Annotated in this window: 12 protein-coding genes and 1 pseudogene; all 13 read right to left on the bottom strand. The window is 60.6% G+C overall.

Annotation, left to right across the window (positions count from 1 at the left end; all coding sequences use genetic code 11):
• Positions 1 to 79: pseudogene (locus BUB04_RS20015) on the bottom strand (GTP-binding protein); the annotation flags it as partial.
• Positions 80 to 217: 138 nt separating this feature from the next.
• Positions 218 to 688, bottom strand: a complete 471-nt coding sequence (gene rpsG / locus BUB04_RS18285; protein WP_073042178.1) for a 30S ribosomal protein S7 — start codon at positions 686 to 688, stop codon at positions 218 to 220.
• A gap of 89 nt (positions 689 to 777) precedes the next feature.
• Positions 778 to 1,149 carry a 30S ribosomal protein S12 gene (rpsL, locus tag BUB04_RS18280; protein WP_073042175.1) on the bottom strand — a complete coding sequence of 124 codons (372 nt, stop codon included), beginning with the start codon at positions 1,147 to 1,149 and terminating at the stop codon, positions 778 to 780.
• Between the two features lie 148 nt (positions 1,150 to 1,297).
• Complete coding sequence (gene rpoC, locus BUB04_RS18275) at positions 1,298 to 5,416, bottom strand: DNA-directed RNA polymerase subunit beta' (RefSeq protein ID WP_073042173.1); 4,119 nt, start codon at positions 5,414 to 5,416, stop codon at positions 1,298 to 1,300.
• Positions 5,417 to 5,515: 99 nt separating this feature from the next.
• Positions 5,516 to 9,634, bottom strand: a complete 4,119-nt coding sequence (gene rpoB / locus BUB04_RS18270) for a DNA-directed RNA polymerase subunit beta (protein ID WP_073042171.1) — start codon at positions 9,632 to 9,634, stop codon at positions 5,516 to 5,518.
• Between the two features lie 181 nt (positions 9,635 to 9,815).
• A complete protein-coding gene (rplL, locus tag BUB04_RS18265; protein ID WP_073042168.1) occupies positions 9,816 to 10,202 on the bottom strand; it encodes a 50S ribosomal protein L7/L12 in 387 nt (128 codons plus the stop codon).
• A 19-nt stretch (positions 10,203 to 10,221) separates the two neighbouring features.
• Positions 10,222 to 10,746 carry a 50S ribosomal protein L10 gene (gene rplJ / locus BUB04_RS18260; protein ID WP_073042165.1) on the bottom strand — a complete coding sequence of 175 codons (525 nt, stop codon included), beginning with the start codon at positions 10,744 to 10,746 and terminating at the stop codon, positions 10,222 to 10,224.
• 206 nt (positions 10,747 to 10,952) lie between these two features.
• The gene (gene rplA, locus BUB04_RS18255; RefSeq protein ID WP_073042163.1) at positions 10,953 to 11,657 is read right to left on the bottom strand and encodes a 50S ribosomal protein L1; all 705 of its coding nucleotides are present in this window, start codon (positions 11,655 to 11,657) and stop codon (positions 10,953 to 10,955) included.
• Positions 11,658 to 11,710: 53 nt separating this feature from the next.
• Positions 11,711 to 12,133, bottom strand: a complete 423-nt coding sequence (rplK, locus tag BUB04_RS18250; RefSeq protein WP_073042161.1) for a 50S ribosomal protein L11 — start codon at positions 12,131 to 12,133, stop codon at positions 11,711 to 11,713.
• 95 nt (positions 12,134 to 12,228) lie between these two features.
• Positions 12,229 to 12,759 carry a transcription termination/antitermination protein NusG gene (nusG, locus tag BUB04_RS18245; RefSeq protein WP_073042182.1) on the bottom strand — a complete coding sequence of 177 codons (531 nt, stop codon included), beginning with the start codon at positions 12,757 to 12,759 and terminating at the stop codon, positions 12,229 to 12,231.
• Between the two features lie 41 nt (positions 12,760 to 12,800).
• Positions 12,801 to 13,103 carry a preprotein translocase subunit SecE gene (gene secE / locus BUB04_RS18905; protein ID WP_178372045.1) on the bottom strand — a complete coding sequence of 101 codons (303 nt, stop codon included), beginning with the start codon at positions 13,101 to 13,103 and terminating at the stop codon, positions 12,801 to 12,803.
• Positions 13,104 to 13,264: 161 nt separating this feature from the next.
• Positions 13,265 to 13,414, bottom strand: a complete 150-nt coding sequence (gene rpmG, locus BUB04_RS18235; RefSeq protein ID WP_073042159.1) for a 50S ribosomal protein L33 — start codon at positions 13,412 to 13,414, stop codon at positions 13,265 to 13,267.
• 33 nt (positions 13,415 to 13,447) lie between these two features.
• A partial coding sequence (locus tag BUB04_RS18230; protein WP_143156566.1) for an EF-Tu C-terminal domain-related protein occupies positions 13,448 to 13,542 on the bottom strand: 95 nt, incomplete at its 5' end.

Here is a 13,542-nt window from a genome sequence, read left to right as displayed (position 1 = left end):
TCGTCTTCCCATGGTCGATGTGACCAATGGTCCCCACGTTCACATGCGGCTTCGTCCGCTCAAACTTCTTCTTCGCCATCGCGCTTCCTCCTCACAAAAACTCGATCCCAAATGCTTCCGTTCGTCTCAATACGCTTAACCTGCGAGGATGCCCCGGCCCAACAATCTCAGCCCGATCCGGCAAGGCGCCCTTCGCCGCTGCCGGATTCCGGGAAAACTACCAGCGATAGTGAGCGAAGGCCTTGTTCGCCTCCGCCATGCGGTGCGTGTCTTCACGCTTCTTGATGGCTCCGCCCCTGTTCTGGGAGGCATCCAAGAGCTCACCCGCCAGCTTTTCCACCATGGTCTTTTCCGAGCGATTCTTGGCGTAGCCAATCAGCCACCGCATGGCCAGCGCGTCTCGCCGCTCGGGGCGCACCTCCACAGGCACCTGATAGGTGGCGCCGCCAACCCGCCGGGACTTGACCTCGATGATGGGGCGCACGTTGTCCATGGCCTTGTGGAAAACTTCGAGAGGATCCTGCTTGGCGCGCTTTTCGATCAGATCGAAGGCCCCGTACATGATCCGCTCGGCCACACTCTTCTTTCCATCCCGCATGATGTTGTTGATGAACTTGGCCACCAACCGGCTGTTGTACTTGGGATCTGGAAGAATCTCGCGTTTTGGAACTTCTCTTCTCCTAGGCATTCCCGACCTCAACCTTCTTGATCATTGACGGCAAAAGAGAAGCCATGGCCCTTCCCAAGACCATGGCCCGTCTTGGATTCCCACACCCTCTATTTCGGCCGCTTGGCCCCGTATTTGGACCGGCCCTGCTTGCGGTTGGACACCCCCAGAGCATCCAAGGTTCCGCGGATGATATGGTAGCGAACGCCGGGCAAGTCCTTCACACGGCCACCGCGAATGAGCACCACCGAGTGCTCCTGCAGGTTGTGACCGATACCGGGAATGTAAGACGTGACTTCGATGCCGTTCGTCAGGCGGACACGTGCGATCTTACGCAACGCCGAGTTGGGCTTCTTGGGCGTTGTCGTGTAAACACGCACACATACGCCCCGCTTTTGGGGACAGCCCTGCAGAGCGGGTGTCGTCGATTTTTTCCGGACCTTTTCTCTTCCTTTTCGGACCAACTGGTTGATCGTGGGCATCCTCGTTACTCCACCTACTTCAGATCGCATTAATTTCAAAAACTTAACTCGCCCGCACGGCCTGGGCTCGGAAATCTCCTCTATCTACTGACAACCCGTGGGCTTGTCAAGAAATTTCAAGCCCGGCCGACGGGACCCGTGGGCCTGTTCAGCTGTCCTGAAGGGCCTGGACGGCGAACTTGGCACTGCGGTACCGCTTCATGCCCGTACCGGCCGGAATGAGCCGCCCCATGATCACGTTTTCCTTGAGTCCCCTCAGGTAATCCACCTTTCCGGCGGCGGCCGCGTCCGTCAGGACCTTGGTGGTCTCCTGGAAGGACGCCGCCGAGATGAAGCTCTCCGTGCTCAGCGAGGCCTTGGTGATGCCGAGGAGCAAAGGTTCGGCCGCGGCGGGCACCTTCCCTTCCGCTTCCAGCTTCTGGTTCACCTCCTCGAAGACATGCTTTTCCACATGCTCGCCCATCAGGAAATCGGAATCGCCGGGGTTGGTGATCCGCACGCGGCGCAGCATCTGGCGCACGATCACCTCGATGTGCTTGTCGTTGATCTTCACGCCCTGGAGGCGGTAGACCTGCTGCACTTCGTTGACCAGGTACTTGGCCAGCTCCTTTTCCCCGAGAACGGCCAGCACGTCGTGGGGATTGGGCGATCCGTCCATGAGCGGCTCACCCGCCCGCACATAATCCCCCTCATGCACGCTGATGTGTTTGCCCTTGGGGATCAGGTACTCGCGGGGCTCGCCCACCTCCGGCGTCACGATCACCTTGCGCTTGCCCTTGGTGTCCTTGCCGAAACTGACCACACCGTCGATCTCCGAGATGACCGCATGTTCCTTGGGCTTTCGCACCTCGAAAAGCTCGGCCACACGCGGCAAACCGCCGGTGATGTCCTTGGTCTTGGTGGTCTCCCGGGGAATCCTGGCCAGCACGTCGCCGGGCGAGACCGTATCCCCTTCGTTGACCATGAGGATGGCCCCCACCGGCATGTAGTACCGGGCATGCCCGCCATCGCCCACACGGGCCGTACGGCCCCGCTCGTCCTTGATGGACACGCGCGGCCGCATGTCGGCGTCCCGCGCCTCCACGATCACCTTGCTGGACTTTCCGGTCACCGGGTCCAGCTTCTCCTGCATGGTCTGGCCTTCGATGATGTCGCCGAACTTCACCGTTCCCTGCACATCCGTAAGGATGGGGATGGTGAAGGGGTCCCATTCGGCCAGCAGCGTTTCCGGCTCCACCCATTGACCGTCCTGAACCTTCAGTTTGGCGCCGTAGATGATGACATAGCGTTCCCGCTCACGGCCCGTCTCGCTCACAATGGAAATCTCGCCGTTGCGGTTCATGGCCACCAGGTCGCCGTCCCGGTTCCGGACGGTATTGAGATTGACGAACTTCACCTGGCCCGGGTAGCGGTTGGTGATGGATGTCTGCTCGATGCGCTTGCTGGCGGTTCCACCGATGTGGAAGGTCCGCATGGTGAGCTGCGTCCCCGGTTCACCGATGGACTGGGCCGCGATGATACCGACGGCCTCCCCGATCTGCACCCTGCGGCCGTGGGCCAGGTCCCGACCGTAGCAGGTGGCGCACACCCCCCGGCGGCTGCGGCAGGTGAGCACCGAGCGGATGGTGACCTTCTCGATACCCGCATCCTCGATCTTCTTGAGGCCTTCCTCGTCGATCTCCACCCCGGCGGGAAGGAGGACGTCGCCCGTCACGGGATCCACCACGTCCTCGTGGACCACACGACCCAGGATACGCTCGCCCAGGCGCTGGATGATCTCGCCGGCTTCCGTCAGCGCCTCCACGGTGATCCCGTCCATGGTCCCGCAATCCTTTTCGCTGACGATCACATCCTGGGACACATCCACCAGGCGGCGGGTGAGGTAACCGGAGTTGGCCGTCTTGAGGGCCGTATCCGCCAGACCCTTCCGGGCTCCGTGGGTGGAGATGAAGTACTGGAGCACCGTCAGGCCTTCGCGGAAGTTGGCGGTGATGGGCGTCTCGATGATCTCGCCCGAAGGCTTGGCCATCAGGCCGCGCATCCCCGACAGCTGGCGCATCTGGTCCTTGCTGCCGCGGGCGCCGGAATCGGCCATCATGAAGATAGGATTGAAGGAAGTGGTCTCGGCGGTCTGGCCGTCGGGTCCCGTGACCACGTCCACGGCCATTTCCTTCATCATCTCACCGGCCACGTCTTCCGTGGCCTTGGCCCAGATATCCACCACCTTGTTGTACTTTTCCCCTTCGGTGATGAGGCCTTCGTTGTATTGCCGCTCGATCTCACGGACCTGTTCGAAGGCGTCCGAGATGATGTCCGCCTTCTTCTTGGGGATGATCATATCCTTCATGGAGATGGAGATCCCCGATCGGGTGGCCTGCTGGTATCCCAGGTCCTTCAACCGGTCCGCCAGGATGACCGTGGCCTTCTCCCCTGCGGTGCGGTAGCTGTAGTCGATCAGTTCCAGCAGAGCCTTCTTGTTCATGACCTTATTGATCATGGCGAAGGTCTTTTTCAGGAGTTCGGGGTCGTCCATGATCTTCTCCGGCATGATGCCGGCGATCATTTCCCACAGGAGCGTGCGTCCCACGGTGGTTTCCACCACTTCCCCGTTCAGGCGCACCTTGATCTTGGCATGCAGGTCCACCGTGCCCGCATCGTAGGCGCAGCGCACCTCGTCCACACCCGCAAAAGTGCGGTTTTCCCCGGGGGCGAAAGGACGCTCCCGGGTCATGTAGTAGATGCCCAGAACGATATCCTGAGACGGTACGATGATGGGTCCCCCGTGGGCCGGGCTCAGGATGTTGTTGGTGGACATCATGAGAACGCGGGCCTCGGTCTGCGCCTCGATGGACAAGGGCACGTGCACCGCCATCTGGTCGCCGTCGAAGTCCGCGTTGAAGGCCGTACACACCAGCGGATGCAATTGGATGGCCTTGCCCTCGATCAGGATCGGCTCAAAGGCCTGGATGCCGAGACGGTGGAGCGTCGGGGCCCGGTTGAGCATCACGGGAAATTCCTTGACCACCTCGTCCAGGGTGTCCCAGACCTCCGGCGTCTCCTTTTCCACCATCTTCTTGGCCGCCTTGATGGTGCTCACATGGCCCTTTTCTTCCAGCTTGTTGTAGACAAAGGGCTTGAAGAGCTCCAGAGCCATCTTCTTGGGCAGCCCGCACTGGTGCAGACGCAGGTTGGGCCCCACGACGATCACGGTACGGCCCGAGTAGTCCACGCGCTTTCCAAGGAGGTTCTGGCGGAAGCGGCCCTGCTTGCCCTTGAGCATGTCGCTCAGGGACTTGAGGGGCCTCTTGTTGGCCCCCGTGATGGTCTTGCCCCGCCGGCCGTTGTCGAAGAGTACATCCACGGCCTCCTGGAGCATGCGCTTTTCGTTGCGGATGATGATATCCGGCGCGTTGAGCTCCATGAGCCTCTTCAGGCGGTTGTTGCGGTTGATCACCCGCCGGTAGAGATCATTGAGGTCGCTGGTGGCGAAACGGCCGCCGTCCAGAGGAACCAGCGGACGCAGATCGGGAGGCAGAACGGGAATCACGTCCATGATGGTGTACTCGGGCAGGTTGTCCGAGTCCTTGAAGGCCTCCACCACCTTGAGGCGCTTGGCCAGCTTCTTGCGCTTCGCCACCGACCCGGTCTCCATCATCTCCTGGCGCAACTGCTGGGCCAGCGCATCCAGATCCAGGCTCGCCAGGAGTTCCTTGATGGCTTCCGCGCCAATCCCCGCCCGGAACCCGGCACCGTATTCCTGCACCAGGCTGCGGTACCTTTCTTCGCTGAGCAGTTCGCCCTTCTCCAGGGGGGTGTCGCCGGGATCCAGCACGATGTAAGAATCGAAATAGAGGACCTTTTCCAATTCCCGCATGGTCAGGTCCAGCAGGTTACCGATCTTGCTGGGCAGGCTGCGCAGGAACCAGATGTGCGCCACGGGCGCCGCCAGTTCGATGTGCCCCATGCGCTCCCGGCGCACCTTGGACTGGATGACCTCCACACCGCACTTTTCGCACACCACGCCGCGGTGCTTCATCCTCTTGTATTTTCCGCAGTTACACTCGTAGTCCTTGGTGGGACCGAAAATCTTGGCGCAGAACAAGCCGTCGCGTTCCGGCTTGAAGGTCCGGTAATTGATGGTTTCCGGCTTCTTCACCTCGCCGTAAGACCACTCCCGGATCTTCTCGGGAGAGGCCAGCATGATCTTGACGGCGTCGAAGTGAAGCGGATCGGTCGGCTTCATAAAGTAGGGATAGAGCTCTTTCAAAGGTTCCTCCTTATGCGTCACGTTCACGAGAACGCCCCGGCAGTCGGACGCCGGGCGGAAGCCACCCCTCCGCCCGGCCCATAGCTGCCTGACGCAACACTAATCGCCTTCGCCCTCTTCCTCGCCCAGCAGCTGCACGTCGAGGGCCAAGGCCTGAAGTTCCTTGACCAGCACGTTGAACGACTCCGGCAGCCCGGCTTCCAGGGTGTTTTCCCCCTTGACGATCTTTTCGTACATCCGGGTCCTTCCTGCCACGTCGTCCGACTTCACCGTCAGGAACTCCTGCAGAGCATAAGCCGCCCCATAGGCCTCCATGGCCCACACTTCCATCTCACCCAGGCGCTGGCCGCCGAATTGGGCCTTACCGCCCAATGGCTGCTGGGTCACCAGCGAGTAGGGCCCGATGGAGCGGGCATGGATCTTGTCGTCCACCAGGTGGTGGAGCTTGAGCATGTACATGACGCCCACGGTCACGGGCTGGTCGAAGGGCTCGCCCGTGCGCCCGTCGTACAGGGTCGCCTGTCCCGTCTCAGGAAGACCGGCTTCCTTTAGGAATTCACGAATCTCGGGCTCTTCCGCACCGTCGAAGACCGGAGAGGCCACGTGGACGCCTTCCTTGAGGTGCGGAATGAGGGACTTGAGCTCCTCGTCGCTCGCCCCTTTCAGGTAGGTGTCGAACTCCAGCTGATTGTAGATCCGCTGGAGCTTTTGCTCGATGGTTTCCTTTTCCTTGTAGGCCTCGAGCATCCGGGCCAACTGCTCGCCCAGGCCCTTGGCCGCCCAACCCAGGTGCGTTTCCATGACCTGCCCCACGTTCATACGGGACGGAACGCCCAGGGGATTGAGCACGATGTCCACGGGAGTGCCGTCCGCAAAATAGGGCATGTCTTCCATGGGAAGAATACGGGAGACGACGCCCTTGTTTCCGTGGCGGCCCGCCATCTTGTCGCCCACCTGCAGCTTGCGCTTGACGGCCACATACACCTTGACCATCTTGATGACGCCAGGAGGCAGCTCGTCGCCCTTCTTCAGTTTGCTGATCTTTTCCTCGAAGAGCGACCGGACCAGATCCACCTGTTCCCGGTAATGGTCGTAGATGTGCTCCACTTCCATGGACAAGGCCGGATCCTCCACGGCCGCCAGGTGCGACCAGAGCCGGCTGGGAAGATTCATCACCACGTCCACGGTGATGGGCTCCCCCTTCTTCACATAGACCGTCTTACCGTCCTTGATGGCGGCGGCGCACGTCTTGCCTTCAAAAAGGGCGGCGATCCGCTTGGCCACGCTTCTTCGGATGATGTCCAGCTCGTCCCGCTGGTCCTTCATGAGCCGGGCGATCTCTTCGTCCTCGATCATCCGGGTGCGCTCGTCCTTGTCCACACCCCGGCGGGAAAAGACCTTGGCATCGATGACAATGCCCTCCACGCCCGGCGGAACCCGCAGCGAGGTGTCCTTCACATCGCTGGCCTTCTCTCCGAAGATGGCCCTCAAGAGCTTCTCTTCAGGGGTCAGCTGGGTCTCACCCTTGGGCGTCACCTTGCCCACCAGGATGTCGTTGTGGCGAATGTAGGCGCCGATGCGCACAATACCGCTCTCATCCAGGTTGCGCAGGGCCTCTTCTCCCACATTGGGGATATCGCGGGTGATCTCTTCCTTGCCCAGCTTGGTATCCCGCGCCAGAACCTCGAATTCCTCGATGTGGATGGACGTGAAGACGTCGTCCTGGACGATCCGCTCGCTCACCAGGATGGAGTCTTCAAAATTGTATCCGCCCCAGCTCATGAAGGCGATCATCACGTTGCGCCCCAGGGCCAGTTCGCCGTGATCGGTGGAGGCCCCGTCGGCGATGATCTGCCCTTTCTTGACCCTTTGTCCCGCGCGCACCAGAGGCTTCTGGTTCATGCAGGTGTTCTGGTTGGAGCGCTTGAACTTGATGAGCTTGTAGATGTCCACGCCGCTGTCCATGGAGCTTTCCGTTTCCAAGGCGCGCACGACGATCCGCGAGGCGTCCACGTATTCCACCACGCCGTCACGCTTGGCCACGATGACCACGCCGCTGTCCCGGGCCACGATCCGCTCCATGCCCGTGCCCACCAGGGGAGCCCGGGTCTGGATGAGGGGGACGGCCTGCCGCTGCATGTTGGATCCCATGAGGGCGCGGTTGGCGTCGTCGTGCTCCAGGAAGGGAATCAGCGATGCGGAAACGCTCACCAGCTGATTGGGGGATACGTCCATGTACTTGATCTCATCGGGCGGCAGCAGCATGAATTCGCCCGCGACACGCGCCGACACCTCGTCCCGGATAAACCGCCCTTCATCATCCAGCGGGGCGTTGGCCTGGGCGATGGGGTATTCCTTTTCGTCCATGGCCGTCAAATAGACCACATCTCGGCTGGCCTGGCGGTTCTCCACCTTCCTGTAGGGCGTTTCGATGAATCCGTAGGGATTGACCCGCGCGTAGGTGGAAAGCGAGACGATGAGACCGATGTTGGGACCTTCCGGGGTCTCGATGGGACAGATTCGCCCGTAGTGGGTGGGGTGCACGTCCCGGACCTCAAAGCCGGCCCGTTCCCGGGTGAGGCCTCCAGGCCCCAGGGCGCTCAGACGCCGCTTGTGGGTGACCTCGGACAGCGGGTTGGTCTGATCCATGAACTGGGACAGTTGGCTGGTCCCGAAGAATTCCTTGACCACGGCCGACACCGGCTTGGCGTTGATCAGGTCGTGGGGCATGAGGGCCTCGATCTCCTGGAGGCTCATGCGCTCCTTGATGGCCCGCTCCATACGCACGAGGCCGATGCGGTACTGGTTTTCCAGCAGTTCGCCGGCGGCGCGCACCCGCCGGTTGCCCAGGTTGTCGATGTCGTCCACCGGGCCCTGGGTTTCCTTGAGATGGATCAACTTTCGAACCGCCTCCAGGATGTCCTCCCGGGTGAGCGTGCGGGTCTCCAAAGGAACCTCCAGACCCAATTGCACATTCAGCTTCAGGCGCCCCACCTCGGAAAGATCGTACTGGTCCGGGCTGAAAAAGAGGTTGTTGAAAAATTCGGTAGCCACTTCCAACGTGGGGGGGTTGCTGGGGCGAAGGCGCCTGTAGATCTCCAACAGAGCGTCTTCGCGGCTGTGGACCTTGTCCAGCAGCAGGGTGTTTCGGAAAGCCGGGCTCACGTCCTGGCCCTGCAGGTGGAGCAGTTCCAGTTCGTCGATCCCCCTTTGCAGAAACTCCTCCAAAAGCTCCTCGGTGATCGTATCGTTACACTCGGCGACGATCTCGCCCGTGGCGTAGTCGATCACATCGTGGGCGAGCACTTGACCGATCAGTTCCTCCGTGGGCATGGGAAGCCTTGTGACGCCCACCTCGGCCAGTCGCTTGAGTGTCAATTTTCCCAGCTTGCGGTTTTTCTTGACGAGCACCTCACCCGTTTCCGGGTGGGCGATGTCTTCCGGGGCCCTCGTGCCCACCAGGGTTTCCTGGTTCAGTTCCTTTTCCGCCGAGGTGGCGTCGATGAGAAAGACCCGCTGGATCTTGTAGAAGTAGTTGAGAAGTTCTTCCGTGGCGTAGCCGAGAGCCTTCAAAAGGACGGTGGCCGGCAGCTTGCGTCGCCGGTCGATGCGCACGTGGAGAATGTCCTTGGGGTCGAATTCGAAATCGAGCCAGGATCCCCGAAGGGGAATGATCCGGGCGGAATAGAGGATCTTGCCGCTGGAATGGGTTTTCCCGCGGTCATGATCGAAGAAGATACCGGGCGAACGGTGGAGCTGGCTGACGATGACCCTTTCCGTCCCGTTGATGATGAACGTGCCGTTTTCGGTCATCATCGGCAGCGTGCCGAAATAGATCTCCTGCTCCTTGATATCGCGAATCGAGCGAATCCCCGCTTCCTTGTCCACATCGTAGACCACCAGGCGCACCACGATCTTCAAGGGCGCCTCATAGGTCATGCCCCTCGCCAAGCACTCGTCCACGTCGTACTTGACGTCGCCAAAACTGTACTGCACGAACTCCAGGGACGCGGTCTGGCTGAAATCCTCGATGGGAAAAACGCTTTGAAAGACTTCCTGGAGCCCTTTCTTGGCACGGGCTTGGGGCGGCACATCCATCTGCAGAAAGTTGGCGTACGACTCTTTCTGCATCTGAATCAGGTTCGGGATGTCGACGATCTTCTTGATCTTCCCGAAACTCTTCCGGACCCGGTATTCTTGGCTCAGAGCAGTTGCCATGATGTCTCCTGCAACTTGGTGGAATTCATAACCTTTCGGTCACTTTGGCGAGAAAACCACCTGGACGCCTTCGGCGGTGCCCAAGGCGTCCCAGGTGGCCCTCACCCAAAAAAGGAAGTCGGAAATCCCGCCGCAGACGGGACTTCCGACAAAAGCCCGCCGCGGGCGGGACGCAGGAACGTTACTTGATTTCGACGGTCGCTCCGGCTTCGGTGAGCTTCTTGGCGATCTCTTCGGCCTCCGCCTTGGGAATGCCTTCCTTGACCACGCCGGGCAGATTTTCCACCAGATCCTTGGCTTCCTTGAGCCCCAGGTTCGTGATGGCCCGGACCTCCTTGATCACCTGGATCTTCTTGTCGCCGGCGGAGGTGATGACCACGTCGAATTCCGTCTTCTCTTCCGCGGGAGCCGCTTCGGCACCCGGAGCCGCCGCCACGGCGGCCACCGCCACAGGCGCAGCCGCGCTCACGCCGAAACGCTCTTCCAGTTCCTTGACGAGCTCGCTCAGCTCAAGCACGGTCATGTTTTCAATGAACTTGATCACATCTTCCTTGGTGATTTGGGACATTGCAGGATTCCTCCTCTATTTACGAAGCTTGTTGTCTTTCTCGTTCAATGGCTGCAAGCACGCCGACAAAGGCCCTGGGTACGCCGCTGAGTACCCGAACCAGACCGGTGGGTACGGCGTTGAGCGTTCCCAGAAGCTTGGCCAGCATCTCCTCCCGGGAAGGCAGGTCGGCCAGCGCTTCCACATCCTGTGCGGACAGTGCCTTGGTTCCCAGGACGCCGCCCTTGATCTGGAACTTGTCCTTCTCCTTGGCGAACTTCTTCAAGACCTTCGCCAGGGCGCTGGGATCCTGGTAACTGATCGCCACGGCGTTGGTCCCCGTGAGCAGGGGCTCCACCACCTCGGCGGCCGTTCCCTTGGCGGCGATGCGCATCAAGGTGTTCTTGACCACCTTGTACTCCACGCCCTGCTGGGCCAGGTTGTCCCGCAACGCGGTGATCTCGGCGACGGTTAGGCCCTTGAAGTCCGTGAGGACGGCGGCGCTGGCGCGCTGAAGCTTCTCGTGCAGCTCGGCCACCAGTTGCTCTTTCTTTGCCCTTTCCAAGCTCTTTCTTCCCCCCTTTCCTCTGCCGGCGTGCTTTCAAACTCGTTATCAGCGAGCCCGTCAACCCGTTGGTCTTTTCACCACCTCGGTAGGTCCCGCCCCGCGAGAAAAAACCCGGGCGGATTTAAACACCTCCAACGTGTACCTACGGTCTCCGATGCGTGAAAGCACCCAACGGCAGTTATTTTGAGTTCCCATCCGGGGCGTCAGCCCAGGATGTTCTTCACGGCCAGGGGATCGATGCGGATGCCCGGTCCCATGGTCGTCGAAATGGCGATTCCTCTCAGATACGTGCCCTTGGCCGCAGCCGGCTTCAACCGGATCAAGGTATCCAGGAACGTGGCGATGTTCTGCAGGAGCTTTTCCTGCCCGAAGGAGACCTTGCCCATGGGGGCGTGGACGATCCCCGTCTTCTCCACGCGGAAATCCACTTTTCCGGCCTTGATCTCCTTCACCACCTTCTCCACGTCGAAGGTGACGGTCCCCAGCTTGGCGTTGGGCATCAGGCCGCGGGGGCCCAGGATCTTACCGATCTTTCCCACCTGACCCATCATGTCCGGGGTGGCCACCGCCTTGTCGAATTCAAGCCAGCCTTCCTTGATCTTCTCGATCAGTTCCTCGCCCCCGGCCTCGTCGGCACCCGCGTCCAGAGCCTCCTTCACCTTTTCACCCTTGGCGAAGACCACCACGCGCACTTCCTTGCCCAAGCCATTGGGCAACACAACGGTTCCGCGCACCATCTGGTCCGCATGGCGGGGATCCACCCCCAGGCGAACGGCGATGTCCACGGTTTCGTCAAAGCCGGCGTAGGCACATTCCAAAGCAAGGCCCAGGCCTTCCTCAAAGGTATAGCGCTTCGTGCGATCCACTTTTGCGAGCGCAGCGCGATATTTCTTTCCTCGTTTCGGCATGTTCTTCTCTCCAACCGAGTCTTGCTGACGGCCCGTATCGGCAAGGGCCCTAGCTATTCGACCACAATCCCCATGCTGCGCGCCGTACCTTCAATGGTACGCACAGCCGCATCCAAGTCCCGAGCATTGAGGTCGGGCATCTTCAGCTTGGCGATTTCCTCCACCTGCGCCTTGGTCACCTTCCCCACCTTGTCGCGGTTGGGCTCGCTGGAACCCTTGGCGATCTGGGCCGCCTTCTTGAGCAACACGGAGGCGGGCGGCGTCTTGGTGATAAAGGTGAAGGACCGGTCCGCATAGACCGTGATGATCACGGGAATGATCATCCCGTCCTGCCCCTGGGTCTTAGCGTTGAACGCCTTGCAGAATTCCATGATGTTGACGCCGTGCTGGCCCAGTGCGGGACCCACCGGCGGGGACGGATTCGCCTGCCCGGCTGGAATCTGGAGCTTGATGTTCGCGATTACCTTTTTTGCCATGATGAGATCACTCCCTCAACCACTCGCAGTCTCTATTTCAGGACGGCGCGATCCCCCCGGTAAGGGCTGGGCGACCGCGCCGCAAATATATTCAGCTAAAGGCGCTGGACCTGAACAAAGTCGAGCTCCACCGGCGTCGAACGCCCAAAGATGGTCACCAGCACCCGGACCTTCCCTTTTTCGGGAATCACTTGTTCCACCACCCCGTTGAAGCTGGCGAACGGTCCATCCACCACGCGCACCTCGTCGCCCTTTTCAAACTGGTACTTGGGGCGAGGCTTCTGGATGCCTTCTTCCATCTGCTGGATGATCGCGTCGGCTTCCTCTTCGGTCAACGGAATGGGCTTTTCCTGACTTCCGATGAAGCCCGTCACCTTGGGCGTGTGGCGCACCAGGTGCCACGTTTCGTCGTTGAGCTCCATCTCCACCAGGATGTATCCGGGATAGAACTTGCGGGACGACGATTTGCGCTCGCCCTTGACCAGCTCCACGACCTTCTCGGTGGGCACCAGGATCCGGCCGAAGTATTCTTCCTTGCCGGCCGCCCTGACCCGTTCCTGCAAGGCCGCCTTGACCTTGTGCTCGAACCCCGAATACGTATGCACGATGTACCATTGCTTCGCCACGCGATCACCCCCGCTACCGCTCGTCATGCCGCTTTCGCTCCTCACCCGATCAGAAACCGCACAAACCGGCTGAGGATCAGATCTACGAACCCCAAAAAGAGTCCGCAGAGAATCACGATCACCAGCACAACGGACGTGGACCCGATGGTCTCCTTGCGCGACGGCCAGACGACCTTGCGCAGTTCGTAGACCACCTCCCTCAGGTAGGTTCGAAAGCGCGTCCAGAGATTCGGCCCGGACGCCTCAACCTTCCGGGGGGCCTTCTTTTTCGCCGCCGCCATCTTTTTCACGTCGCCGGCCTTCGCATCGCCCTGCTTGTCGTGCTTTCCGCTCTTTTTGTTCACCCGTGGCCCGCCGCTTTCCATCGTCTGTGTGTGACTTGCCTTTGCAGCCTTCATCGATCACCTTGAATGGGGCTTCCGTATAGGTTCCCGATCAGCCGCCCCCGAACCGGGCCCGCCGCTGCGACCAGGCTTCAAGCCCGGTCGCAGCGGCATCCAGAGGCCTACTTCGTTTCCTTGTGCGTGGTATGGGCATTGCAAAATTTGCAATACTTTCGGAAAGTCAGCCGGTCCGGAGTCGTTCTCTTGTTCTTGGTCGTCGTATAATTACGCTGCTTGCATTCCTGACACACAAGGGTGACCAATACTCGCATTGTCGCTCACCTTCTCTTTGTTGATCCCCAGAACTACTCGATGATGTCGGTGACGACGCCGGCCCCCACGGTGCGTCCGCCTTCGCGGATGGCGAAGCGAAGCTCCTTTTCCAAGGCCACCGGGGCGA

The sequence above is a fragment of the Desulfacinum infernum DSM 9756 genome (assembly GCF_900129305.1).
GTDB classification, from domain to species: domain Bacteria; phylum Desulfobacterota; class Syntrophobacteria; order Syntrophobacterales; family DSM-9756; genus Desulfacinum; species Desulfacinum infernum.
Note: the sequence above shows the minus strand (reverse complement) of the source record. Positions and strands in the feature narration are given on the sequence as shown.